At 74.3% G+C, this 24,004-nt stretch carries 25 protein-coding genes and 1 pseudogene; 18 read left to right on the forward strand and 8 right to left on the reverse strand.

Features of this window, described 5'->3' with window-relative positions; genetic code table 11:
* Positions 1-325 precede the first annotated feature (325 nt).
* The 4 genes from AB0C76_RS06170 (at position 326) to AB0C76_RS06185 (ending at position 2,881) form a co-directional block, all read left to right on the forward strand.
* Complete coding sequence (locus tag AB0C76_RS06170) at positions 326-544, forward strand: TM2 domain-containing protein (protein WP_329929222.1); 219 nt, start codon at positions 326-328, stop codon at positions 542-544.
* A gap of 2 nt (positions 545-546) precedes the next feature.
* Positions 547-984, forward strand: a complete 438-nt coding sequence (locus tag AB0C76_RS06175; RefSeq protein WP_359960404.1) for a DUF2752 domain-containing protein — start codon at positions 547-549, stop codon at positions 982-984.
* 401 nt (positions 985-1,385) lie between these two features.
* Entirely contained in the window at positions 1,386-2,036 is a 651-nt protein-coding gene (locus AB0C76_RS06180) for a helix-turn-helix domain-containing protein (RefSeq protein WP_359960406.1), read from the forward strand.
* A gap of 38 nt (positions 2,037-2,074) precedes the next feature.
* Positions 2,075-2,881 (forward strand): S16 family serine protease, encoded by an 807-nt coding sequence (locus AB0C76_RS06185; protein ID WP_359960408.1) that lies wholly within the window; start codon positions 2,075-2,077, stop codon positions 2,879-2,881.
* Between the two features lie 18 nt (positions 2,882-2,899).
* On the opposite strand, the gene AB0C76_RS06190 is transcribed toward AB0C76_RS06185, so the two are convergent.
* Complete coding sequence (locus tag AB0C76_RS06190; RefSeq protein WP_359960411.1) at positions 2,900-3,484, reverse strand: Lrp/AsnC family transcriptional regulator; 585 nt, start codon at positions 3,482-3,484, stop codon at positions 2,900-2,902.
* 299 nt (positions 3,485-3,783) lie between these two features.
* Here AB0C76_RS06190 and AB0C76_RS06195 point away from each other — a divergent pair.
* Positions 3,784-4,230 (forward strand): annotated as a pseudogene (locus AB0C76_RS06195) (VOC family protein); the annotation flags it as partial.
* Positions 4,231-4,276: 46 nt separating this feature from the next.
* On the opposite strand, the gene AB0C76_RS06200 reads toward AB0C76_RS06195, so the two are convergent.
* The gene (locus AB0C76_RS06200) at positions 4,277-4,816 is read right to left on the reverse strand and encodes a hypothetical protein (RefSeq protein ID WP_359960414.1); all 540 of its coding nucleotides are present in this window, start codon (positions 4,814-4,816) and stop codon (positions 4,277-4,279) included.
* Positions 4,817-4,970: 154 nt separating this feature from the next.
* Between AB0C76_RS06200 and AB0C76_RS06205 the strand changes: the two genes are divergently transcribed.
* From AB0C76_RS06205 to AB0C76_RS06225, 5 genes are all read left to right on the forward strand, one after another.
* On the forward strand, positions 4,971-5,675 hold the full coding sequence (locus tag AB0C76_RS06205) for a response regulator transcription factor (protein ID WP_359960417.1): 705 nt from the start codon (positions 4,971-4,973) through the stop codon (positions 5,673-5,675).
* 32 nt (positions 5,676-5,707) lie between these two features.
* Positions 5,708-7,123 (forward strand): HAMP domain-containing sensor histidine kinase, encoded by a 1,416-nt coding sequence (locus tag AB0C76_RS06210; protein ID WP_359960730.1) that lies wholly within the window; start codon positions 5,708-5,710, stop codon positions 7,121-7,123.
* A 25-nt stretch (positions 7,124-7,148) separates the two neighbouring features.
* Positions 7,149-7,376: a hypothetical protein gene (locus tag AB0C76_RS06215; RefSeq protein ID WP_359960420.1), complete on the forward strand. Its 228-nt coding sequence runs from the start codon at positions 7,149-7,151 to the stop codon at positions 7,374-7,376.
* Positions 7,377-7,570: 194 nt separating this feature from the next.
* Positions 7,571-9,145: a cellulose binding domain-containing protein gene (locus tag AB0C76_RS06220; protein WP_359960423.1), complete on the forward strand. Its 1,575-nt coding sequence runs from the start codon at positions 7,571-7,573 to the stop codon at positions 9,143-9,145.
* A 186-nt stretch (positions 9,146-9,331) separates the two neighbouring features.
* On the forward strand, positions 9,332-10,729 hold the full coding sequence (locus AB0C76_RS06225) for a glycosyltransferase 87 family protein (RefSeq protein WP_359960425.1): 1,398 nt from the start codon (positions 9,332-9,334) through the stop codon (positions 10,727-10,729).
* A 91-nt stretch (positions 10,730-10,820) separates the two neighbouring features.
* On the opposite strand, the gene AB0C76_RS06230 is transcribed toward AB0C76_RS06225, so the two are convergent.
* Positions 10,821-11,237 carry an SsgA family sporulation/cell division regulator gene (locus tag AB0C76_RS06230; protein ID WP_359960428.1) on the reverse strand — a complete coding sequence of 139 codons (417 nt, stop codon included), beginning with the start codon at positions 11,235-11,237 and terminating at the stop codon, positions 10,821-10,823.
* Between the two features lie 411 nt (positions 11,238-11,648).
* On the opposite strand from AB0C76_RS06230, the gene AB0C76_RS06235 reads away from it, so the two are divergent.
* On the forward strand, positions 11,649-13,085 hold the full coding sequence (locus tag AB0C76_RS06235) for an RDD family protein (protein ID WP_359960431.1): 1,437 nt from the start codon (positions 11,649-11,651) through the stop codon (positions 13,083-13,085).
* Positions 13,086-13,184: 99 nt separating this feature from the next.
* On the forward strand, positions 13,185-13,910 hold the full coding sequence (locus tag AB0C76_RS06240) for an RDD family protein (RefSeq protein WP_359960434.1): 726 nt from the start codon (positions 13,185-13,187) through the stop codon (positions 13,908-13,910).
* Positions 13,911-13,952: 42 nt separating this feature from the next.
* Here AB0C76_RS06240 and AB0C76_RS06245 read toward each other — a convergent pair whose 3' ends face one another.
* Positions 13,953-14,186, reverse strand: coding sequence for a hypothetical protein (locus AB0C76_RS06245; protein ID WP_359960437.1), 234 nt, complete (start codon positions 14,184-14,186; stop codon positions 13,953-13,955).
* A 216-nt stretch (positions 14,187-14,402) separates the two neighbouring features.
* Here AB0C76_RS06245 and AB0C76_RS06250 point away from each other — a divergent pair, with 216 nt between their 5' ends.
* The 5 genes from AB0C76_RS06250 to AB0C76_RS06270 all read left to right on the forward strand — a co-directional run bounded on the left by AB0C76_RS06250 (position 14,403) and on the right by AB0C76_RS06270 (position 18,900).
* Positions 14,403-15,101 carry an endonuclease V gene (locus AB0C76_RS06250; RefSeq protein ID WP_359960440.1) on the forward strand — a complete coding sequence of 233 codons (699 nt, stop codon included), beginning with the start codon at positions 14,403-14,405 and terminating at the stop codon, positions 15,099-15,101.
* Between the two features lie 77 nt (positions 15,102-15,178).
* Positions 15,179-15,643 (forward strand): hypothetical protein, encoded by a 465-nt coding sequence (locus tag AB0C76_RS06255; protein ID WP_359960443.1) that lies wholly within the window; start codon positions 15,179-15,181, stop codon positions 15,641-15,643.
* Positions 15,644-15,662: 19 nt separating this feature from the next.
* Positions 15,663-16,988 (forward strand): hypothetical protein, encoded by a 1,326-nt coding sequence (locus AB0C76_RS06260; protein ID WP_359960446.1) that lies wholly within the window; start codon positions 15,663-15,665, stop codon positions 16,986-16,988.
* A gap of 139 nt (positions 16,989-17,127) precedes the next feature.
* Positions 17,128-18,261 (forward strand): S8 family serine peptidase, encoded by a 1,134-nt coding sequence (locus AB0C76_RS06265; RefSeq protein ID WP_359960449.1) that lies wholly within the window; start codon positions 17,128-17,130, stop codon positions 18,259-18,261.
* A gap of 78 nt (positions 18,262-18,339) precedes the next feature.
* The gene (locus AB0C76_RS06270; protein ID WP_359960452.1) at positions 18,340-18,900 is read left to right on the forward strand and encodes a DinB family protein; all 561 of its coding nucleotides are present in this window, start codon (positions 18,340-18,342) and stop codon (positions 18,898-18,900) included.
* A gap of 4 nt (positions 18,901-18,904) precedes the next feature.
* Here AB0C76_RS06270 and AB0C76_RS06275 read toward each other — a convergent pair whose 3' ends face one another.
* Both AB0C76_RS06275 and AB0C76_RS06280 read right to left on the reverse strand, forming a co-directional pair.
* Positions 18,905-19,480: a hypothetical protein gene (locus AB0C76_RS06275; protein ID WP_359960454.1), complete on the reverse strand. Its 576-nt coding sequence runs from the start codon at positions 19,478-19,480 to the stop codon at positions 18,905-18,907.
* 468 nt (positions 19,481-19,948) lie between these two features.
* Positions 19,949-20,488 (reverse strand): hypothetical protein, encoded by a 540-nt coding sequence (locus AB0C76_RS06280; RefSeq protein WP_359960456.1) that lies wholly within the window; start codon positions 20,486-20,488, stop codon positions 19,949-19,951.
* Between the two features lie 256 nt (positions 20,489-20,744).
* On the opposite strand from AB0C76_RS06280, the gene AB0C76_RS06285 reads away from it, so the two are divergent.
* Positions 20,745-21,749 carry a type IV toxin-antitoxin system AbiEi family antitoxin domain-containing protein gene (locus AB0C76_RS06285; RefSeq protein WP_359960457.1) on the forward strand — a complete coding sequence of 335 codons (1,005 nt, stop codon included), beginning with the start codon at positions 20,745-20,747 and terminating at the stop codon, positions 21,747-21,749.
* Positions 21,750-21,755: 6 nt separating this feature from the next.
* On the opposite strand, the gene AB0C76_RS06290 is transcribed toward AB0C76_RS06285, so the two are convergent.
* Together AB0C76_RS06290 and AB0C76_RS06295 are read right to left on the reverse strand one after the other, a co-directional pair.
* A complete protein-coding gene (locus tag AB0C76_RS06290; protein ID WP_359960460.1) occupies positions 21,756-22,343 on the reverse strand; it encodes an isochorismatase family protein in 588 nt (195 codons plus the stop codon).
* 260 nt (positions 22,344-22,603) lie between these two features.
* Positions 22,604-23,920, reverse strand: coding sequence for a nicotinate phosphoribosyltransferase (locus tag AB0C76_RS06295; RefSeq protein WP_359960463.1), 1,317 nt, complete (start codon positions 23,918-23,920; stop codon positions 22,604-22,606).
* Between the last annotated feature and the right edge of the window lie 84 nt (positions 23,921-24,004).

A 24,004-nucleotide genomic window follows, 5' to 3' on the forward strand; every position in this document is an offset into this window, starting at 1 on the left:
TCCCGTTCGGCAAGGGGAGATTCCGTGGCGCGGTAACGCGTTATGACATTCCGGTATAGCTGGTGGAATTGTCGGGGCGGCCGGTGTGATCATCCGATAGTGTTCCGCGTGCCGCGCTGCCACCGGACCCGTCCGTGCTGCGCGCCGACCCGACCGGGCCGGCCGTCAGCGACGGTGGAACGGCGGGCACCTCACCACCCGGCAGGCGGCCGATCTCGCGGCCGGGCCAGTCACACCAAGGAGCACAGCGAACGTGTCGTACCCCCCTCAGCCCGGCCAGCAGCCGTACCCGGGCCAGCCGTACCCCGGCCAGCCGTACCCGGGCATGCCGGAGTACTCGGACAAGTCGAAGATCGTCGCGGGCATCCTGCAGCTCTTCCTCGGCGGGTTCGGCATCGGCCGCTTCTACACCGGTCACATCGGCATGGGCATCGCCCAGCTCCTGACCTGCGGTGGTTTCGGCTTCTGGGCCCTGATCGACGGCATCATGTTCCTGGTCAGCAACGACCGCACGGACGCCCAGGGCCGTCTGCTGCGCGGCTGACCTTGAGCACGCCACGCACGGCACGCCGCCCCGGCTCCGGCCGGGGCGGCTTCGTCGTGCCCGCGCGCCTGCGCACCGCGGGCCCGCCGCTGGCCGTGCTCCTCGGCGGCCTGGCCGGCTCGGCCTACCTGTGGTCGCGCGATCCCCACCTGCCCGGGCAGGCGCTGCCGTTCTGCCCCTGGCGCCGGATCACCGGCCTGCAGTGCCCCGGTTGCGGCGGCACCCGAATGGCCTACGACCTCCTGCACGGCGACCTCGCGGCCGCGTTCCACGACAACGCGGCGCTGCTGGTGTCCCTCCCGCTGGTCGCCCTGATGTACGTGACCTGGCTGCGCGAGGGACTGGCCGGCCGCAGCTGGCGGCCGCCGCTCGGGCGGCGCGGCACGGTGGCGGTGCTCGGCACCGCGGTGGCCTGGACGGTGTTCCGCAACCTCTGGTGAGTGCCCCGCGCCCGCGGCGGAATCGGCTCCAGCGGCCCTCCTCCCCGAGGCCCCCGGCACCCCGGAGTGTCCGGACTTCGGACTGTGCTCGAACTAGCGGTCGGGTGGGGCGATCGATATGCGGCCTTCTGCCCCGATTCGTTCCGGGTGCCGCAATCGATCACGACCGAATTTTGGACAACCACTTCCGTCGCGACATTTCCTTCACTACCTTTCCCACACGCTCTTCCGCCGGGCCACCCCCGAGAGACGGGCGCCGCAGGGCTCGCACGGGCGTCATGGTTTCGCACCGCGATTCGCACTGCGCGACCCGAGCGCGGCCACCCCCCCATCTGCGCGCGAAACCCCGCCCCGGGCCGGTCCCACCGGTCCGTGAGCCGCCGCGGAAAGGAATGCCCGTCGTGACAGCCGAGACCTCCCAGACCCTGGACCGTGGTGTCCGGGTGCTCAAGCTCCTCGCCGACTCCGAGCGCGGCCTCACCGTCACCGAACTGGCCGCCCGGCTGGCCGTCAACCGGACCGTCGTCTACCGGCTGCTGGCCACCCTCGAACAGCACGGACTCGTCCGCCGCGACATCGGCGGCCGGGCCCGGGTCGGTCTCGGCGTGCTGCGCCTGGCCCACCGGGTGCACCCGCTGCTGCGCGAGGCCGCCCTGCCGGCGCTGCGCAGCCTGGCCGAGGACCTCGGCGCCACCGCCCACCTCACCCTGGTGGACGGCAACGAGGCGCTCGCGGTCGCCGTCGTCGAACCGAGCTGGACGGACTTCCACGTCGCCTACCGCACCGGCCTGCGCCACCCGCTCACCGAGAGCGCCGCGGGCCGGGCCATCCTGGAGGCGCGCACCTTCCCCCACCAGCGACGGCCCGAACAGGGCTTCGTCATCACCCGTGCGGAGGAGCAGTCCGGGGCGTGCGGCGCGGCCGCCGCGCTGCTCGGGCTGAGCGGCGTCGAGGGCAGCGTCGGCGTGGTGATGCTGAACGGGCTGGTGCCCGAGCGGGTCGGGCCCCGGGTCGTCGAGGCCGCCACCGAGGTGGCCGACGCCCTGCGGTAGTGCCCGGGCTGGACGTCCGGTGTGTTTGGATTCCTCCTGTGTCCGACTCCAAGCTGTCCAAGGCCCTGACCGCCCCGCGGACCCGTGCGCTCACGCTCTGCGGGGTGCTGGTGGCCGCGCTGTTCGGGGTGGCCGGGTTCGTCCCGCTGCCGTACACGCTGACCTGGCCCGGTGTGACCGCGGACACCCTCGGCAGCTACCACGACAAGCCCGTGCTCACCATCACCGGGGCGCCGCTGCGCACCACCGGGGGCGAGCTGCGGATGGTCACCATCTCGGCCACCAACCCGGGGGACCGGACCACCTTCTGGCGCTCCCTGGAGGCCTGGTTCGACCCGACCGAGGCGGTGCGCCCGACCGAGTCGGTGTACCCGCAGAGCAACCCGGCCAAGGCCGAGCAGGAGACGGCGCAGCAGATGACCGAGTCGCAGGACAGCGCGACGACGGCCGCGCTCGCCTACCTGCACCTGTCGCCGGACCAGGTCAAGGTGAAGGTCGACCTCGGCGACGTGGGCGGCCCGAGCGCCGGCCAGATGCTGGCGCTCGGGATCATCGACAAGCTGGCCGGCGACGGCAAGGGCGGCGACCTCACCGGCGGGCTGAAGATCGCGGGCACCGGCACCATCGACGACCAGGGCAACGTCGGCGCGGTAGGCGGCGTGCCGCTGAAGACGCAGGCGGCCGCGCGGGACGGCGCGACGGTGTTCCTGCTGCCCAAGGAGGAGTGCACGGACGCCGGGGTCAACAAGCCCGCGCAGCTGCGGCTGGTGCCGGTCGGCACGCTCGCCGAGGCGGTCTCGGCGCTGGACGCGCTCAAGAGCGGCGGCAGCGTTCCGTCCTGCTGACCGCCGACCGGGTTCCGGCTATTCGGCGGCGGCCTGGTCCACCAGCGGCAGGATGCGGTACGGGACCGGGTTCTCCAGGGCGATCGCCGTCGAGGAGCGGACGATCCCGTCGAAGCCCACCACCCGGTCGATCACCCGCTGGAGGTCGGCGTTGGAGCGGGCCACGATCCGCACCATCATGTCCCCGGCCCCCGTGATCGTGTGCAGTTCCAGCACCTCGGGCACGCTCGCCAGGTGGGCCCGGACGTCCGCGCCCTGGCCCTGGGAGATCTCCAGGGTCGCGAAGGCCGTCACCGGGTAGCCCAACGCGGCCGGGTCCACCTCGGGGCCGAAGCCGCCGATCACGCCCTTGGCCTGGAGCCGGTCCAGCCGGGCCTGCACGGTGCCGCGGGCCACCTGGAGGCGGCGCGAGCACTCCAGCACGCCGATCCGGGGCTCCTCGGCGAGCAGCCGGATCAGCCGGCCGTCCAGCGCGTCGATCGCGTCGTTCGTGCCGCCGGCCGTGCCGCCGGCCGTGCCGCCGGCGGGTGCGGTGGCGGAAGGGCCCTGCGGGGTGGGGGAGTTGGGCGAGCCGGGCGAGCTCGGGGAGTGGTCGGGGGGCATCGCGGCTCCGTCCTCCGGTGGGCATTGTGTACAGCGGTGCGGCCGATTCTCCCGCCCCGGCGCACAGCTTGACCAGGATGAAACGGAACAGTTGCGCGCAGGTCGGCCCGGCGCCACCCTCCAGCCACGACCCCGTGCCACCGGGCCCCACACCCGCGGGCGGGGCATCCGTCGTGGTCCCGTACGCCCACCGGGAGGACGTCATGACCGACACCGCAACCGGACCCCTCCGGCGACCGAGACCCCCCGGGACACCGGTCGGGCTCGCGGCCCGGGGCGAGGAGCCCGACCTCGTCCCGATGGGCCGTGCCGACGCGGTGGTCTTCGCGGTCGGCGACGCCGAGCGGGCGGCCCGGCGCTACACGGAGGCGCTCGGCCTGCGCTGCACCGCCTACGCGGGGCCGGAGACCGGCGAGCCGGAGACCGTCTCGTACGTGCTGGACGCGCCCGGCACCCGGTTCGTGATCACCTCGCTGGTCCAGGTGATCGGCCCGCGCGGGCGGGAGCTGGCCGGGCACCTGGCCCGCCACGGGGACGGCGTGCTGGACCTCGCGGTGGCCGTGCCGGACGTGTACTACGCGTACGACTACGCGGTGGACCGGGGTGCGGCCTCGCTCGCCGAGCCGTACGTCACGCGGGACCGGCACGGCACGGTGGTGCTCGCCGCGATCGGGGTGCCCGGCGGGACCCGGCACACGCTGGTGGACCGCTCGCGCTACGCCGGGCCGTACCTGCCCGGGTACGTGCCGTTCCGGGGCTGGTGATGACCCCGGGCGCCCGGCCGGCGGGGCGTCAGCGGACCGCGGTCTCGACGATCGGCGGATGGCCGTTCCAGTAGACGAACACCGAGTTGGCCTGGTTGTCCTTGGTGAAGTCCACCCGCATCCACTGGTCGCCGTTCCACACCTGCATCTGCCAGCCCGGGTCCGGGGTGGCCGAGACGAGCGAGGCCCGGTCCGGGCGGATGTCCAGCGCGACCCGGCCACCGGGCACCGGGTAGCTCTTCACCGAGGACGTCGCCGTGGTGGCCGCGGGCACCGGGCGGCGCGAGGCCGGCGGGGCGGGGGCCGTGGAGGCCGGCGCGCGGGAGGCGGTGGCGGGCGGGGAGACGGGCTGGGCGGACACGTCGGGCCGTGGCGCGGACCGCTCCTCGCCCGGGCTCGCGGTCGGCGTGCGCGGGTCGCCGCCGGTGGCCGGGGAGGGCAGCGGCAGGGCCTTGGGCTGTTCGAACGCGGCGCCGGTCAGCACGGCGTGCACGCCGAACCAGGACAGCGCCACCGCCGCCCCGGTGGCCGCCGCCCAGGCGCCGAGTTGTACCAGTCCGTTCCGCATCGTGCGGACATCCTGCCGTACTCCGCACCCGGGCGGACCGGCACCCCCGTTAATAGGAAGGGGAGTTGCACAATGCCCGGGCCGTGCCCCCGCCGCCCCCGACCGACCCCCGAGGTACAGACCAGTGCCCGCCCATGGCGTACCGTGCAGGGCCATGGCAACAGTGCTCGTGGTCGAGGACGACCCCTTCGTACGTTCCGCGCTCATCCGGCACCTGACCGACACCGGTCACGCCGTCCGCAGCGTGGGCACGGCCCTGGAAGCGCTGCGGGAGGTCGCCCAGGTCGGCTGCGACCTGGTGATCCTGGACCTGGGGCTGCCCGACCTGGACGGCAGCGAGGCGCTGAAGATGATCAGAGGGCTGACCAACGTGCCGGTGATCATCTCCACCGCCCGGGACGACGAGGCCGAGATCGTCCGGCTGCTCAACGACGGCGCCGACGACTACTTGGTGAAACCTTTCTCCGGAGAGCACCTGAGCGCCCGGATGGCCGCCGTGCTGCGCCGCATCGGCGCCGGCGCCGCCCCCGTCGCCCAGGTGCTGCGGGTCGGCGGGCTGGCCATCGACCTCCAGCGCCGCGAGGCCGTCCTGGACGGGCGGCTGCTCGATCTGACCCGCCGCGAGTTCGACCTGCTGGCCTTCCTCGCGGCCCGCCCCGGCGTGGTGGTGCCGCGCAAGGAGATCCTCGCCGAGGTCTGGCAGCAGACCTACGGCGGCGACCAGACCATCGACGTCCACCTCTCCTGGCTGCGCCGCAAGCTCGGCGAGACCGCCTCCAGCCCCCGCTACCTGCACACCGTCCGCGGCGTCGGGGTGCGGCTGGAGGCCGCCGGGGACCAGGGGGAGCACCGGACATGAGGCGGCCGGACGCCGGGCGGTTCGGGCCCTCGCTGCGCTGGGCGCTGATCAAGGCAGCCGTCGCCGGGACCACCATGGTCGCGCTGGCCTTCCTCATCCCGCTCGGCCTGATGGTCCAGCAGACCGCCCGGGACCGCGCCTTCACCGCGGCCGAGCGGCAGGCCGCGGCGCTCGGCCCGGCCCTCGCCATCACCACCGACCAGGACGCCATCGACCGCGCCCTGGCCAGCACCGACGCCGGCGCCCAGAACCGGATGGCCGTCCACCTGCCCGCCAGGGTCCCGCCCGCCATCGCGCCCGGCGACGACGGCCCCGGCGGACCGACCATCGGCCAGGCCCGGGCCGCCGCGGCCGATGTCTCCACCGCGAGCGGGCAGGGCCGCTCCTTCACGGTCGGGGTGCCCGGCGGCTACGCGCTCCTCCAGCCGGTCGCGGTCGACACCGGCCGGACGGCCGTCGTCGAGGTGTTCGTGGCCGACGGCGACCTCACCCGCGGCGTCACCACCGCCTGGCTGGTGCTCTCCGCGGTGGCACTCGGCCTGGTCGCGATCTCGGTGCTGGTCGCCGACCGGATGGGCACCCGGATCGTCGCCTCGGCCCGCCGGCTCGCCTCCGCCGCCCGCTCGCTCGGCGCCGGCGACCTCGCCGTCCGGGTGCCGGTCGACGGCCGGGTGGCGGCCGGCAGCCCCGAAGAGCTGCGGGAGGCCGGCCACGCGTTCAACACGATGGCCGACCGGGTGGTCCAACTCCTCGCCGCCGAACGGGAACTGGCTGCCGACCTGTCGCACCGGCTGCGCACCCCGCTCACCGTCCTGCGGCTCAACGCCGCCTCGCTCGGCGAGGGCGACGCCGCCGACGCCACCCGGCACGCCGTCGCCCAGCTGGAGCGCGAGGTCGACCAGATCATCCGCTCCGCCCGCCGCGCGCCCGGGGACGCGCCCGCCGTCGCCGTCGGCTGCGACGTCACCGAGGTGCTCCGCGAGCGGGTCGGCTTCTGGTCCGCGCTCGCCGAGGACGAGGGCCGCCACTGGCGGCTCGCCGGGGCCGACCGGGCCCTGCCGGTGCCGGTGCAGCGCGGCGACCTGGCCGCGGTGGTGGACGCGCTGCTCGGCAACGTGTTCCGGCACACGGCGGTCGGCACCGCGTTCTCGGTGGACGTCCTCGCGACGGACGGCTCGGTCATCGTGCTGGTCGGCGACGCGGGCCCGGGCTTCAGCGACCCGGCCGCCGCGCTCAAGCGCGGCGAGGGCCACGGCGGCGAGGGCTCGACCGGTCTCGGGCTGGACATCGTCCGCAAGCTCGCCGAGTCCACCGGCGGCGACCTCGCCCTCGGCCGCTCCGCCGTGCTCGGCGGCGCCGAGCTCCGGCTGCGGCTGCGGACCCGCCCCCAGATCGCCTCCCCGCGCACCGGGCGGCGCCGCAGCCGCGGCGCGCTCTTCCAGAAGTAGTCCTTCGTACAAGGGAGTTCACGGGATGGGCTGGTACGTCGAGGCGTTCGAACGGGACTGCGACGCGCTGCTCGCCGAGTACCCGCTGCCCGGATTCACCGAGGCCGACGCCGTCCGGGTGGTCGGTGACCACCCGGACATGACGGCGTGCTTCCCGCTGGACGCCGGGCAGCTCGCCGCACTGGCCGGCCGGATCGGCACCGCACCGGATCCGGACGCCGCCGCGTACTTCCTGAGCGTGTTCGCCGACTGACGCTCCGGACGTCTTCCTTAACGGCCCCCTAAGGGAGTTCTACCCCTCGCTCAGCAGGCCCGTTCCGGCCCTCCGGCGCCGCTAGCGTCGGTCGCGCCGGTCACCCGACCGAGCCGGGACGGCCGTCCGGACACCTCTACGCACTCGTGTCCGGCCGGCGCTCTCCCGTAGGCACCCGCGGAGGTAGCGCGCCCATGACGATCCAGCCCGACCGCCGTTCCGGCCACCGCAGGCGCAGCCGCAGGGGCGCCGTCATCGGGGCCTCGGCGGTGGCCGCCGCCCTGGTCGCGGGCGGCGCCGTCGTCCTCGCGTCCTCGGCGAGCGCCGCCTCGCTCGGCGCGGTCTACAGCCGGACCAGCACCTGGGACTCCGGTTACACCGGTCAGTACCTGGTGACCAATCCGGACGCCACGGCGATCGACGACTGGACGCTCACCTTCGACCTCCCGGCCGGGGCGAGGATCGACTCGCTGTGGAACGCGACCTTCACCGCCGACGGCCAGCACGTCACCGTCCGGCCGGAGTCGTGGGACAGGCGGCTGGAGCCGGGCAAGAGCGTCGTGGTCGGCTTCGTCGCCCAGGGCGCCGGCGCGGCGCAGGGCGAGCCGGCCAACTGTCTGATCAACCACACGTCCTGCAAGGGCGGCGACGGCAGCGTGCCGACCCCCTCGGGCCGTCCGACCGCGACGGCCACGGCGACTCCCACCGCGACGGCCACCCCCACGGCGACGGTGCCCCCCACTCCCACCGCCAAGCCCAGCCCGACCGCGACCACGAAGCCGACCACCCCGGCTCCCACCCCGACCGCCACCCCCACGGCGACCGGTGTGCCCGTGCCGCCGCCCGTCACCGGGGCCGGCTTCGCCCCGTACGTCGACACCTCGCTCTATCCGCCCTACGACCTGGTCGCCACCGCCAAGGCCACCGGCGTGAAGAACTTCAACCTCGCGTTCGTCGTGTCCGGCGGCGGCTGCACCCCGAAGTGGGGCGGCGTGAGCGACCTCTCCACCGACGCCGTGGCCGCCCAGATCGGCGCGCTGCGGGCGGCGGGCGGTGACGTCCGGGCGTCCTTCGGCGGCGCCAACGGCACCGAGCTCGCCGCCGCGTGCTCCTCCGCCGCCGACCTGGCCGCCGCCTACCAGAAGGTCGTCGACGCGTACGGCCTCACCAGGCTCGACTTCGACGTCGAGGGCGGCGCGATCGCCGACGCCGCGGCCAACGGCCGGCGGGCCCAGGCCATCGCCCAGCTCCAGCGGACCGCCGCCGCCAAGGGACGGCCCCTGGACGTCTCCTTCACCCTGCCCGCGCTGCCCTCCGGCCTGACCCAGGACGGCGTCAACCTGGTCGCCGGGGCCAAGGCCGACGGCGTCGCCATCGGCGCCGTCAACATCATGGCGATGGACTTCGGCGACGGCGTCGCCCCGAACCCGCAGGGCCGGATGGGAACGTACGCGATCGCCGCGGCCACCGCGACCCAGGCCCAGGTGAAGAGCGTGCTCGGACTGGACGACGCGGCCGCCTGGCGCAAGGTCGCGGTCACCCCGATGATCGGCGTCAACGACGTCGCCACCGAGGTGTTCACCGTCGCCGACGCCAAGCAGCTCGCCGACTTCGCCGCCGGCAAGCACCTGGCCTGGCTGGCGATGTGGTCCGGCACCCGGGACAAGTCCTGCGACGGCGGCGCGAAGGCCTACGCGGACGCGAGCTGCAGCAGCATCGTCCAGCAGCCGCTGGACTTCACCCGGGCCTTCGGCGCCTACACCGGCTGACCTCCGGCCGGACCTCCCGTCCCTCCCCGCGCCTGCTCCCCGAGCCCCGGCCGGGCGTGCTCCGAACCGCGACGGAGCACGCCCGGCCGGGGCCCTTCGTCACCCTGTGTGATTGCCCGTGGCCGGGCCGGTCCGGCGGGCATCCGGTATCGTCGCTGGTTGGCCGAGCGGTGGACGGAGTGGACAGTGACAGCGGTGCAAGACGAGCGCAGCCCGGTGCGGGCCGCACCCGCCCCTTCGCCCGGCTCTCTGTCGGAACGGCTGAAGCACGCGTTCGGCGTACCCGTCCGCTCCGTGCGCGAGGCCCCCCGCCGGCCGCTGCTGGTCGTGTCGGCCGTGGCGTTGCTCTCCCTGGTCGTGTACGCCGTGGTCCGCCACTTCGTGCACACCTCGATGGTCGACATGATCGTCTACCGGGCCGAGGGCGCCGCCGTCGCCAACGGCACCGACCTGTACGCGCTGCGCGTCACCGAGTGGAAACTCCCCGCGACCTACCCCCCGTTCGCGGCCATGCTGTTCGTCCCCACGACCTGGTTCCCGGTGCCGTTCCTGCGAGTGGCGATCACTCTCGGCAACCTCGGGCTGCTCGCGCTGCTCACCCACCTGTCGTTCAAGCTGGTCGGCTGGCCGCGCAGGGAACTGCGGCCGCTCGGCGTGATCCTGGTGACCGGCTGCGGCGTCTGGCTCGAACCGGTGTTCACCACGCTCCGCTACGGCCAGATCAACCTCGCGCTCGCCTGCCTGATCCTCTGGGACCTCACCCGCCCGGACGCCCGCCGCAGCAAGGGCGTGGCGATCGGCATCGCCGCCGGCCTCAAGCTCACCCCCGGCCTGTTCGCCGTCTACCTGCTGCTCACCGGCCGGATCCGGGCCGCCTTCGTGGCCGGCCTCACCTTCCTCGGCACCTTCCTGATCGGCGCGGTCGCCCTGCCCGACGCCACCTGGGGCTTCTGGACCAAGTACCTCTACGACTCCTCCCGGGTCGGCAAGACCGAGATCGTCGACAACCAGTCGCTGCGCGGCGCCTTCGCCCGCCTCCTGCACACCGCCGACCCCGGCACCCTCGCCACCCTCGGGGCCGGCGCGGCCGCCGTCGCCGGGCTCTTCGTCGCCGCCTGGGCCGCCCGCAGCTCGCACTGGCTGCCGCGCGCCGAGGCCTGGGGCGTCTGCTGCGCCGCCGTCACCGCCGTGCTGATCTCCCCCATCAGCTGGACCCACCACTGGGTGTGGTGCGTGCCGGTGCTCGTCCTGCTCGCCGCCGAGGCCTCCGTCGAGCACGCCCGCCCGGCGGCCGTCCGCAGGGTCCGCTGGCGGGCCGCGTTCTGGGCCACGCTCCTGGCGTTCTTCTCCTTCGCGATGTGGGCCGCCAAGCCGCAGGGGCCGGCCGTCCTGCACATGGGGCCGCTGCGCCAGCTGCCCACCTCCGTCTACCCGTGGGTCGGGCTCTGCTTCCTGCTCGCCGCCGTCATCCGGATAAGGGCCCGGCGGCGGGCCGGCGGCGCACCGGTCGTCCGGCTGCCCGGACAGCGCGACGGCGGACCCGGTGCCGCGCGCAGGCGTCAGCAGGCCCCCGCGGCCCGCTGAGCCGCGCCGTGCCCGGCGTCGGGTCGGGTGGGGGCGGGTGCTGCCGCAGCCGGTCCCCGTCCGGCCGGGGTACCCCCGTCGGGGCGGATCCTCACGCGAGCAGCTCGGCGAGCGAGCCGTCCATGTCCAGCGCGGCCAGCTCGCTGCCCGGCGGGACGAGCCGGTGCGCCCGCTCCAGCCAGGCCGCGACGACCGGCAGCGGCGCCTCCAGCAGCGCGTCCCCGGCGGGCGAGCTCAGCGCCAGGCACAGCACGCTGCGCCGGCCCGATCGGGTCGGCCAGATCCGCACGTCGCCCTGGCCGCACGGGCGGAACGTGCCCTCGACCAGCAGCTCGCGGGCGAACACCCAGGTCACCGGCGAGCCGGTGTCCAGGTGGAAGGTGATGTGGACCGCGTACGGGTCGTGGCTGCCGTACGACAGGCGGGCCGGGACGGGGACGCTGTGTTCGGGGGAGAGCACCAGGTTGAGCTCCAGTTCGTGCTCGACCACGCCGACGGGGCGCTCCATGATCGTCTTCCTCTCTGCCTTCGGTTCGTGCCCGTTTTCGGGCCCTGTGACCTTTGAGAGAGCGGTCCGCACCGGCTCTTACTCGTGTTTCCGGAATTTCTTCGGGAAGTACGGCCCGGGGTTGTGAACGGAGGGGGCGGGGCGCGCGACCGCATTCGCGCGCCAGGGGGCGGCGCGACCGGATCCCATACCCCGGGCGGGCCCCCGGTGTCCGGGGATTCGCCAACTTCCCGTCACCGGTCCGCCGAGGTACTACCCTTTGTGACTGCCCGGCGACTGTCCGCCCTTCCGGTGATGCCCCCGCACGCACCGACCGCCTAGCCGCCCGCCGCGCCCCGGGCCGCCCGCGGGCCCGCCGGCCGGGCGTGCCGCGGTGGCGCCGCCGGGACCTGCCAGGAAGGAAGACCCTGCATGACGGACCAGTCCTTCGCCGGCGGCGCGGACACGGCGGTCGGGCCCGAGCCGGGCTACTACCCCGACCCCTCGATCCCGGGCTTCGTCCGGTACTGGGGCGGCTCCGCCTGGGTGCCGGGCACCAGCCGCCCCGCCCCGGCGGAGGGCGAGGTGCTGGAGCCGCCGCGCTTCGCGGCCCGGCGGCCGGGGGCCGGTGCCCCGGCAGGGGTGCGGCCGGTGCCGCCGCCCGCGCCCGCCCGGGAACCGGAGCCCGCTCCGCCGGACGGCGGGGGCGGCGCCGGGGAGCGCGCTTCCGGGGACACCGGGCCGGTGTACCTGGACCAGGCGGAGGGCGGGGCGTCGTTCGTCGTGGGGCCGCGGATGGAGCCGGTCGGCGGGCCGGTGTTCCGGGCGGCCGGGGAGGAGACGGGCGGCCCTGGCGCTTCCGGTGAGCCGTCGGTGGCGGCGGACGCGTCCGGGTGGCAGGTCGATCCGCGGGCGCAGCGGGGGCTGATGGAGACGGGCGGGGCGCCGCGCTGGGTGTCGTGGGGGGTGCTTCCGGAGGCGCCCGGGGACGACGAGGGGCGCGCGGACGAGGGGCGCACTCCGGCTGATGAGGCGGCGGCGGTTGACGCCGATCCGGTGGCGGTCGGCGCGGCCACCGGCCCTGCGGCGGTGCTCGCCGCGGGTGTTCCGGCTGCGCCGACTGCCATGACGTCCGCGGCCGCTCCGGCTGCTCCGGCTTCGTCGGCTGCTCCGGCTTCGTCGGCTCCTCCGGTTTCTCCGGCGGCAGTGCGCGCGCCGGATTGGACGACGGTCGCAGAGCCGGTTCCCGCCGTACCCGCACCTGCCCCCGCTTCGAAGGAGCCGGACAAGGCGGCGAAAGCGACCCCGGCTCCGGCCCCCGCCCGTCCCCAGCGGCAGGCCACCACGCGGCGCCGCCCCGCGCCCGCCCCGCCCGCCGGGCTCGGACGGCGCCTCGCCGCGCGCGCCGTCGACACCGCCGTCCTCGCGGTCGTCGCCGCGGCGGCCGGGATCCCGCTCGGCAACTCCGTGTCCGACCACATCCAGCAGAAGCTCGACCAGGCCCGGATGGCCAGCGCCCTCAGCCGCCACGAGGTCCAGGTGTGGCTGGTGGACGACGTCGTGGTCGGCAAGATCGCCGTTCTGCTCGGCATCCTGCTCTTCGTCAGCCTGCTCTACGAGGTGCTGCCGACCGCCCGGTCCGGCCAGACCTTCGGCAAGCGGCTCGCCGGGATCCGGGTGGCCGACGCGGCCGCCTCCCCGAGCGCCGCGGTCCGCACCAGGCTGAGCCTCGGCCGGTCACTGCTGCGGTGGATCGTCAGACAGCTGTCCCTCCTCGTCCCCGTCGCCCTGCTCTGGCCGCTGTTCGACCGCTCGGCCCGGCGCGGCTGGCACGACCGGGCGGCGCGCACCCGGGTCGTCCGCGACTGAGCGGCGGAGCCCGGTCGCTCCCTGTTCTCACCGCCCCTCACGGTGCAAAACGGACGAAATATCCCAAGAGCTGAGAATGTGTGATGTTCTACTCGGGGCATGAGCACCCACGACCCCTCAGGCCCCCAGCCGGAGGGGGGCGGCAAGCCCTCCTTCGACAAGCAGTCCCCGCAGCCGGGCGGCGGCACGCCGGAAGGCAGGCCGTCGGACCCGTACGGAAACCCGCCGCCCGCTGACGCCCCCGGGGACCGCCCCGGCGCCTACGGCGGCACGTACGGCGGCCCGCCCCAGGACGCACCCGGCCACGGCCAGGCCCCGTACGGGCAGCAGCCCTACGGCCAGACCCCGCCCGGCCACGACCCGAACGCCTACGGCACCCCCGGCGGCGGACCCGTGCCCGGGATGCCGCCCATCGGCAGCTGGCCCAACCGGATCCTCGCCCGGATCATCGACTACCTGCTCGTCCAGGCGGTCGCCCTGCTCGTCGTCCTGCCCTTCGCGAGCCTCGGCAACCGCTCCGGCGAGACCGGCGCGTTCTGGCTCGCCTGCGCGTTGTGGCTCGTCTACGACGGCCTCATGCTCAGCCGGGACGGCCAGACCCTCGGCAAGAAGGCGATGAAGGTGCGCGTCGCCATGCTCGTCGACGGCAACTCGCCCACCCAGTCCGCCGCCTGGACCCGCTCCGCCGTCTTCATCCTCCCCGCCGTGCTCTGCTGCGCCGTCCTGTGGTGGATCATCGACGGGATCTTCGGCGTCTTCGACAAGCCCTACCGCCAGTGCATCCACGACAAGGCCGCGAAGACCGTGGTGGTCTCCACGGCCTGACCGGTGGAGCGGCGACGCCCGAACGGGACGCCCGGCGGCGGATCAGCGCTGCCGGGCGTACTCGTGCCCGGCCGGCGCCGGCACCCGGGCCGTCCGCCCGGACCTCGACGACGGCAGGGGCAGCAGCGCCACCAGCGTGCCGAGCGCCAGGGCGAACCCCACCGGCACCGCGACCTCCAGGACGCCCGCGGCGCCCGAGACGGCCAGCAGTGCCACGGTGGTGGCGACGACGGTGAACGTACCGAGGAACAACTGGGCAGCGGACGGACGCGGCATGGCGGGGTCCTTCGCACGTCGGGGGAAACGGCGGTCGGGGGATCTGGCCGGCGCGGTGCAGGCTGCCAGGAGTCCTACCCGGAACAGGAGTTCGGTAAGTCCAGGCTAAGCCCGCGCCCCCGGGGCACGGGGGGCGCACGGGCTCACCCCGGGGTCGTCCGGGCCGCTCGGTACGGTGATCGGGACCGACCCTTCACTCTTCAGGGGGAACCGCCCGTGCCCATCCCCGCCGACTGGCCCACCACCGAGGCCGAGGCCCGCGCCGCACAGGAGCGCCTCCGGCCACTCGTCCAGGCCCACGACGACCCCGGCCACGCCGCGGTACGGCTCGTCGCCGGTGTCGACGTCGCCTACGACGACGACCGGGACCTCGTCGTCGCGGCCGCCGTCCTCCTCGACGCCGACACCCTCGACGTCGTCGAGCAGGCCACCGCCGGGGGGCGGATCCCCTTCCCGTACGTCCCCGGACTCCTCGCCTTCCGCGAGGTCCCCGCCGTCCTCGACGCCCTCGCCGGCCTCACCCGCACCCCCGACCTCGTCGTCTGTGACGGCTACGGCCTCGCCCACCCCCGCCGCCTCGGCCTCGCCAGCCACCTCGGCGTCCTCACCGGCCTGCGCACCCTCGGCGTCGCCAAGACCCCGTTCACCTTCGACCACGAGGCCCCCGACACCCCGCGCGGCTCCACCAGCCCCCTCACCGACCCCGCCACCGGCGAGGAGGTCGGCCGGGCCGTCCGCACCCGGCCCGGCGTCAAGCCCGTCTTCGTCTCCGTAGGCCACCGCATCGGCCTCGACACCGCCGTCGCCACGACCCTCCACCTCGCCCGCCGCTACCGCCTCCCCGAAACCACCCGCCACGCCGACCACCTCTGCCGCGGAGCGTTGACGGCGGCGCAGGCGGCGTCAACGAACTGACGTCGCAACGGGTTTGGCGCGGCGTACATGTGTTAGACATGGCCTAGTCAAACGGACGTACCGGGGAGGCGCCGCCGATGGCCGCGGGCACTGGCACGGGAACGGGCAGTGGGCCACGGGGCGCCGCAGGACGCGGCTACCGGGTCGAGGTCGAACAGCTCCGCGCCTTCGCCGCCCAAGTGCGGCTCCTCCTCGCCGAATTCCAGCACCGCGCCGACGGCACCACCACCCACGGCCAGAGCGCCGTCGGCCGTACCGCCCTCGGGACCTTCGCCGAGGCCGCCGAACTCCACGGCCGCTACGACACCATGCGCGACGCGCTGCGCGACATCCTCAACCAGCTCCAACAGGCCGTCGACGAAGCCCAGAAGAAGGCCGAACTCACCGCCACCAACTACGAGGAACACGAACGGCACACCGCCGGCGAACTCCGGCTCGCCTCCGACGGCTGGTCCGTGGCCGCACCGTCCGCCATCAGCCAGGCCGCCTACCAGCGGACCACCGCCCCGCCCGCCCACCACGGCGGCAAGTCCGAACGCTGACGAACGGAGGCGAACCGCCGTGGCCTACACCGACTTCGGCAAGTACAGCCACGCCCAGCTGCGCGCCATGGTCCAGGCCCTCAACCCCGGCGAGGTCATGGCCGCCGGCGACCCCTGGCGCCGCGCCGCCGACACCCTCAAGGCCATCCGCGCCACCCTCACCCGCGCCAGCACCGAAGCCGCCACCACCTGGGAAGGCGCCACCAGCGACGCCTTCCACACCCGCATGCTCCACCTCGCCGACAGCATCAACCACGCCGCCGCCTACGCCAACGACGCGGCCAACACCCTCCACAACGTCGCCGAGGCCATCGCCAAGGCCAAACGGGACATGCCCGAAGAACCCGGCAACTGGGCCCAGTTCAAAGACGCCGTCACCACCTTCACCGACGACGACCCCACCCCACTGGCCGACCGCAGGAAGGCCGAAGCCGCCACCGTCATGCAGACCCTGGCCATGCACTACCGCACGGCAACCCCGATGCTGAAGGCGCCCACCCCGCTGGGTGAGCCGCCGAAGCCGGGTGGACGCGACGACTTCACCGATGAGACGGCCGCTGATCAGGGTGGAATCGCGGCTGTGGCCGGCATGGTCGGTGGGACGAACGGCGGCCAATTCTGTGGAGCTGCCGTGCGTCCCGCACCCGGGCCGGCCTCACGGGGGCGTGGAAACGGCGGTGGAGGCGGCCAAGCGAGACCACGGACGGCGGGAGAAGGCGGGGCGGTGACCCCGGAGGCCATGGGCGGGGAGGTCCTCGACCGGCCGAGGTGGGTCGAGGGTGGCGCGGCTACTGAGATCGACGGTGTCAGGACGCCGACGGTCGGCGGCTCGAACGGGCCCCGGACGGTCCCGGGTGTTGATCCCGGTCCTCGGAAGGGTGGCGAGAGCGACGGGCTCGGGTCGATCGGTCGGGGTGTACCGGCGCCCGGTGCGCCAGGGTTCTTCGGGAAACTGCAGTCCCTTCCCGAGCGCGGCGGCAGCGCGGAGGCAGCCGAGGGCATCCACGGTGGCGCTCCGGTCGATGAAGGCCGCCGGCGTACGGCCGCCGGTCGCACCGCGGGCATCGTGGTGGGCACCGGGGAATGTCCCGGAGGTGGCCCACTCGGGCAAGCGGCGCCCCGGGGCCGGGGTGCTTTCACCGAAGGGGGATCCGTATGGGGATGCGCAATCGGTTCCGCCCGGAGCCGACCGGTGGCCCGGAACCTTCCCGTTCGCCGTTCGTCCCGTACGGCGGTGTCCACGGGTCGGGGAAGGAGAAGGAACGAGCTGGGCGGCGCCCGGAATACCTGGTCGAGGACGACGCGACCTGGGCGTCGGATCCGGTGGTCAACCCGAACGTGGTGAAATGACCGGGGACTTCAGGTGATCAGGTGAGTCGGTCGGTGCCCTTGGCGTTCTGCGAGTCCCGGGGCAGCCGTGGCGCTGAGTGGGGTGACCGGGCTTGAGGAACGCGCGGCTTGTGCGCGGAGCGGCTGAGACGACGGTGGCTGCGGTGCTCATTGGGCTCGGTGCAGGCCCCGTCTATGCGGATGCTGCCCGCGACGGCCAGTGGGTCCTCACCGACTACAAGGCCGAATCGGCGCTCTGGCCGGTCTCGGAGGGGAGCGGCGTCACGATCGCCGTCATCGACAGCGGCGTCATGAAGGGCCATCAGGATCTCTCCGGGCAGGTCCTCTCCGGAGCGGACTTCTCCGGCGAGAGCGGCGACGGCACGATTGACCGGGACGGCCACGGCACCGGGATGGCGAGCCTCATCGTCGGGCACGGCCACGGCGACGGGGCCGGGATCATGGGTCTTGCGCCGAAGGCGCGGATCCTGCCGGTCCGGGTGAGCTGGACGGCCGGAAGCACCGCGGGCCAGGCGGGGGTGGCGAAGGCAATCCGGTTCGCCGTTGATCGCGGGGCCGGGGTGGTCAATCTGTCGATCGGTGGATTCCCGGGAGTCGACGACGAGACACGGGCGGCGGTGAAGTACGCCGTCGACAAGGACGTTGTCCTCGTGGCATCGACCGGGAACAGCGGGGACCAGGCCGGCCGGGTCGAGTATCCGGCGGCGTTTCCCGGAGTGGTCGCCGTCGGCGCGGTGGACCGGCAAGGGCGACTGTGGGAGAAGTCGAGCTACGGGCCCGAGACCACCCTGACCGCTCCCGGGGCCGAGATCTACCGTGCGAGCGCGAAGTCCTCCGTCGGCTACGGCGTGGCCAGCGGGACATCGGATGCCGCCGCCTACGTCTCCGCCACCGCCGCGCTCATCCGGGCCGCCTACCCCGGTTTGTCGGCGGGGCAGGTGATCAACCGGATGATCACGACGGCGTCGGCGCCGGCCGATGCGTCCGCTGTGCCCAACGGCAGGTACGGGTACGGGATCCTTGCGCCGGCCAAGGCCTTGGAGGCGAATCCCGCCGTCGACGGCGGGCCGCGCGAGAATCCGTTGGTGCACCGGGCGGAGTCGCAGTATCCCGATGCCCGGTCCGCTGACGACACCCCCGCGCCCGTCGTCCCCCAGGCCGCTGCCTCGGGCGGGTGGTACCGGGCTGTGTGGGGGCTCATCGGGGGCGGGGCTCTGTTCGTTGGTGGGCTCGCCGGGTGGGTGTGGTGGCGCGTGCGGCGAGGGTAGGTGACGTGGCGGCAATTCGGTGGGTGTTGGCGGCAATGGTGCTGGTCAGGGCTGTGTGCGGGCTTCCATGCTGGGGGCATGAGTGATTCGGAGAACACCGCCGCCATCGTGCCGGACGTGAAGGACTGGACCTGGGTGCTGGAGCGCGCCTGTCCGGAGTGCGGGCTGGAAACGCCGGCCGTCGTCCGGGAGGACGTCGCGGGCATGATCCGGGCGAACGCGGCGAGTTGGGCGGCTCTGCTGGGGGCGGACGGCGCCGCCCTGCGCCGGCGGCCTGCGCCCGGGGTGTGGTCGGCGCTGGAGTACGCGTGCCACGTGCGGGACGTGTTCCGGTTGTTCCACGTGCGGCTGGGGCTGATGCTGACGCAGGACGGGCCGCTGTTCGCCAACTGGGACCAGGACGAGACGGCCGTCGCCAAGCGGTACGGGGAGCAGAGCCCCGCCGTGGTGGCGGAGGAGCTGGTCGCGGCCGCCGAGGTGCTGGCGGCGGCGTTCGACGGGGTGGCGGGGGAGGAGCAGTGGCGGCGGACCGGGAGCCGGAGTGACGGGGCGCGGTTCACGGTGGAGTCGTTCTCCCGCTACCTGGTCCACGACCCGGTGCACCACCTGTTCGACGTGACCGGCGTGCGGCACGCGTAGTGCCTCACCAGCCGGAGGCCTCGCGCAGCATGGTGCGGCGGAGCCGGCCGGCCACGCTGGCGGTGTCGGTGCCGATGACGTCGGCGATCTCGGGCGCGGCGAGGCCGACGACGTAGTGGAGGATCGCCAGGTCGTCGTCGGCGGGGTGGCGCTGCGGGGTGGCGGGCACGGGCCGGCGCGTGCGTTCGGCGACGGTGCCGCGCAGGATCTGCCAGGCGTGTGCGGTGGGGTTCGCGGTGCCGAGCAACTCGCGCCAGTGGACGGCGATTTCGGCGAAGGCATGTTGGACGGCGGTGGCCGCCTCGGCGCGGTCGGGGAGCCAGACCCGGGCGTAGCTGAGGTACCGCGGTCGGTGGAGTTCGCAGAAGGCGGCGAAGTCCACGGGCACGTCCGCGGGCAGGACGAGCGGAAGGTCGACGGCCAGGTCCGCGGGAAGGTCCGCGGACGCGCCCGAGGGCGTGCCCGCGGACGCACCCGAAGGCACGCCCGTGGACGCGTCGGCCGGTGCGCGGCCCGGTGGGCCGGACGGTTCGCCGGGCCTCGGGGGCGGCTCGGCGGAGCGCGTGTGACGGTTGGTCATCTCAGCTTCTCGGCAAGGGAGATGGATGTCTGACTGTCGATCATCTGTGCTCACTCTACGGTAGGCCCTCGGTGCGCTGGGTGACCAATCGGATGGAATGCCCGGATCCCGCCGCCGCTCGGCCGGTTCCCGTGCGGGCCGGTGCGGCGCGGTGCGGGCGTGGCCGGTGCGGCGTCGGCCGGGGGGATCGGCGGGAGGGTGGTGCGCAGTGCCGCTGGGGCGTGGGGGTGAGCGTGTCGAGGCTGGTCAGAGGTGTGCGGGGGCGTGCTGTCGGTGAGGTCGGCGTGGGTCGCGCGGCGGTTGATGTGCCACCGTAGGCCTTGCGGCGGCCGACGTCCACGCCTACGGCGCGAAGGCGTGCGCGCGCAACCGCCCGCACGACCGGGGCGCCCGATTCCCGGCGTCCGGGGGTGGGGCGGCCACGCCCCGGGGGCACGCTGCCCGGGGCGTGGAGTGGTTGACGGCCCGTCAGTGGTGCGGGCGGGCCTCGGCGGGGGAGATGCGGTCGTCCGCGGCGGTGCTGCGTTCGGTCTGGGCGGGGAAGGTTTCGATGGCCCGTCGGCGCGCGAGCTGTGCGGCTGCCGCCGCGGCGGCTCCGGCGGCGCTCGCGGCGGCGGCCGTCGTGCCCGCGTTCTCCTCGCAGGGGCGGGTGGAGCGCGCGCCGGTGACGCGTCGGCGGCGGCCGAGGGCGGTGCGTGCGGCGTGCTCCTCGGCCGCCTGTCTCGCCGCCAGGTAGGCCTGGACGGCAGCCATGCCGTAGACGGGCTGGATGAGCTGGTGGCCCTTGAAGAAGGGTCTGGCGGGGGCGAAGCCGGCGGCGACGACGAGGTCGCGGATCTCCGCTATCTCGGCTTCGCTGCGGGCGGTGAAGCGGACCTCCCACCCCTTCTTGTACGTATGGCCCTGTTCGCCGCTGCGGCGGGCCGGGTCCGGGCGGCGGACGTATCCGGGCAGGCGGCCGAGGCGGAGTTGGGCCGCGCGGAGGCCTGCGGTCTCGTCACGTGACATGACGTAAGCCTAGGCAATCCCGCGGGCGGGAGTGACGCCTGCAGGGTGTCTCGCCGTATGCCTTTGGTCACCCTCGGTCAGACGACCTGGTCGGTGATCGTTTTCGATCAGATAGGACAAGCATATTGGCATCCATTACTCCGAAAGAGTGAGGGTATGGGGACTTTAGTGCGGGCTGGTCCCGGTTTCGCGACGGTTGGGTAACAGTGCGTCAGGCAGCGGCTCGCAGGTCCGGGCGGTTGGGGATGGTGTCGGCATGACCTACCGCATTCCCTCGCCGCCGCCGTCCCTGGAGGAGCTGGCGAAGCGTCAGCAGAACGTCGTCACCGCTAGCCAGCTGCGCGCCCGGGGCGTGCCGGCCCGTCTCATCACCGAGCACTGCCGCCGGGGCGGTCCCTGGCAGCGCGTCCTGCCCCGGGTGTACCTGCTGCAGGTCGGGGAGCCCACGCCGGAGCAGCGGATGTGGGCCGCGCTGCTGTACGCGGCGCAGAACGGCCGCGAGGAGGGCCGCCGCGAGGGCGCGGTGATCACCGGCACGGCGGCGCTCGCGCTGTACGGCTTCGCCGCCGTGCCGCGGCTGCCGGCCGTCACCGGGGTGGACGTCCTGGTGCCGCGCCAGCGCCGCCTGAAGGACGTCGGCGAGGTGCGGATCCTGCGCACCGAAAGGGAGTTGGTGGCCCGCTCGGTGCACGGCCTGGCCTGTGCGCCGGTGGCCAGGGCGGTGGCCGACGCGCTGTGCGAGTGGACGGCGGACGGGATGGCCCCGGCGCCGGTCCGGGCGGTGCTGCGGGAGGCCGTGTCGCGGCCCGAGGGCCGGTGCACGGTGAGGGAGTTGGCGGCCGAACTGGCCGAGTCCGGGCTGACCGCCGAGCCGCGGGTGCGGGCGGCGCTGGACGAACTGCTGGCCGCCGAGCGGGAGTCGGTGCTGGACCGGCTCGGCGGGCTGGTGGACGAGTGGCTGCTGCCCGTCCCGCTGGCCGGCCCGGAGCTGCGGATGCGCGGCGGCACGTACATCGCCGTCCCGGACCTGTACTGGCCGGAGCGCGGCGTCGCGGTGGAGGTGGACTCGGACCTGCGCTGCGTCAGCGAGGGGGAGGCCGCGTGGGTGCGCGGGGGCCAGCACCGGATGGAGTACCTGGGGATCCGGGTGGTCTACGTCAGCGGGGCGCGCCTGGCCGCCGACCCGGAGGCCGTCGGGGGCGAGCTGCGCGAGGCCTTCCGGGAGGGCGGGACGGACGTCGTGGAACTGCTCCTCGCCTAGGACGGGTCAGCGCACCACCGGATTGCCCACCAGCTCGACCCCGGCCGCCCGGAGCTCCTCCAGCGCGGCGGCGGTGGTCCCCGCCGCGACCCCCGCGGTGAGCTCCAGCAGGACGCGGGTGGTGAACCCGGCCCTGGCCGCGTCCAGCGCGGTGGCCCGGACGCAGTGGTCGGTGGCGATGCCGACCACGTCGACCTCGTCGACCTGGCGCTCGCGCAGCCACTCGACCGGCCCGCGCCCGTTCTCGTCCAGCCCCTCGAAGCCGCTGTACGCGGCCGAGTGGGCGCCCTTGTCGAACACCGCCTCGACCGCGCCGGAGATGACGGCGGGCGCGAAGTTGGGGTGGAAGCCCACGCCCTCGGTGCCGGCGACGCAGTGCACGGGCCAGCTGGTGACGTAGTCCGGCTCGGCTGAGAAGTGGTCGCCCGGGTCGATGTGGTGGTCACGGGTGGCGAGGATGTGCTGGTAGCCGGCGGAGGACTCGGCGATCAGGTCGGTGATGGCGGCGGCCACCTCGGCGCCGCCGGCGACGGCCAGGCTGCCGCCCTCGCAGAAGTCGTTCTGCACGTCGACGACGATCAGTGCCCGGTGCATGGCTCGCATCCTCGAAATGTGGGGGGCGTCCGGTGGAAGCGGTGCCCCGGTGGTGGGGGTCCCCGGGAGCGCCCGGCCCGCGGGCGGGTGAGCGCGCGCGGATCGTTCGCGGGGCGTACGGTCCGCCGCCCGGCTCGACCGGTCGTCACGTCGTACGCGGGGAGTTCCCGGGGACTCCATGGGAACTCTACGGCTGACTCTAGGGAGTGGCGCGCGGAGGCGGAAGGCCCGAGGGGCCGTCCGCCGCCCGTGCCCGGCGCTCAGAGGTGCAGTTCGGTGGGCAGGACCGGGTCGCCCTTGGAGAGCTGAGTGGCCGACAGCGGCAGCGCGGCCCGGGCGCGGACGTGCCGGTCGCGCGCCGCGCTGAGCGGCTCGCGGCCTACCGTCTCGCCGGCCAGGACGAGCGGCACCTGCGTCAGGTGCGGCTCCAGCTCGGCCGGGACGGGCCCGGTGCCGACCACCTCGGCCTCGGCGACGCCGTCCGCGTCGGGCCGGCGGGCGGCCCACTTGCGGCCGCCGACGCTGGTCTTGCCACCGGCCGCGCGCTTGGCGACGGGGACCAGCGGGCCGTCCGGGGTCTCGGCGCGGGCGACCAGCTTGTAGACCATGGCGCAGGTCGGGTGGCCGCTGCCGGTGACCAGGCTGGTGCCGACGCCGTACCCGTCGACGGGGGCGGCGGCGAGCGCGGCGATCGCGTACTCGTCGAGGTCGGAGGTGACGATGATCCGGGTGTTCTCGGCGCCGAGCTCGTCGAGCTGGCGGCGGACGCGGTGGGCGAGCAGGGTGAGGTCGCCGGAGTCGATCCGGACGGCGCCGAGTTCGGGCCCGGCCACCTCGACGGCGGTGCGGACGGCCTCGCGCAGGTCGTAGGTGTCGACCAGCAGGGTGGTGCCCTTGCCCATGGAGGCGATCTGGGCCTGGAAGGCGTCCCGCTCGCTGTCGTGGACGAGGGTGAAGGCGTGCGCGGCGGTGCCGGTGGTGGGGATGCCGTGGGTGAAGCCGGCCTCCAGGTCGGAGGTGGCGGCGAAGCCGGCCACGTAGGCGGCCCGGGCGGCGGAGACGGCGGCCCGCTCGTGGGCCCGGCGGGCGCCCATCTCGATGACGGGGCGGCCGCCGGCGGCGGCGGTCATCCGGGAGGCTGCGGCGGCGATCGCCGAGTCGTGGTTGAGGATCGACAGGATGACGGTCTCCAGGATCACCGCCTCGGCGAAGGTGCCGGTGACGGTGAGCAGCGGCGAGCCGGGGAAGTAGACCTCGCCCTCGGGGTAGCCGTGGACGTCGCCGGTGAAGCGGTAGTCGGCGAGGTACCGCAGGGTGTCGTCGTCGACGACGCCCTGACCGGCGAGCCAGTCCAGCTGGGCGGGCGTGAAGCGGAAGTCCTCGATCGCGTCGAGCACCCGGCCGGTGCCGGCCATCACCCCGTAGCGCCGCCCGCTCGGCAGCCGCCGGGTGAACACCTCGAAGACGGAGCGGCGGTGCGCGGCCCCGCTGCGCAGGGCGGCCTGCAGCATGGTGAGCTCGTAGCGGTCGGTGAACAGCGCGGTCGAGCCGGCCGCGCGCACTGAAGTGGCGTCCATGAGGATGATGCTACTACCACTTAGCGTCAGATTGACGATTTCTCGTGGCGGGGCCGGGGCGAAATCGCCTGGGGGTCCCCCGGA

Source organism: Kitasatospora sp. NPDC048722 (genome assembly GCF_040650235.1).
Lineage (GTDB): Bacteria > Actinomycetota > Actinomycetes > Streptomycetales > Streptomycetaceae > Kitasatospora.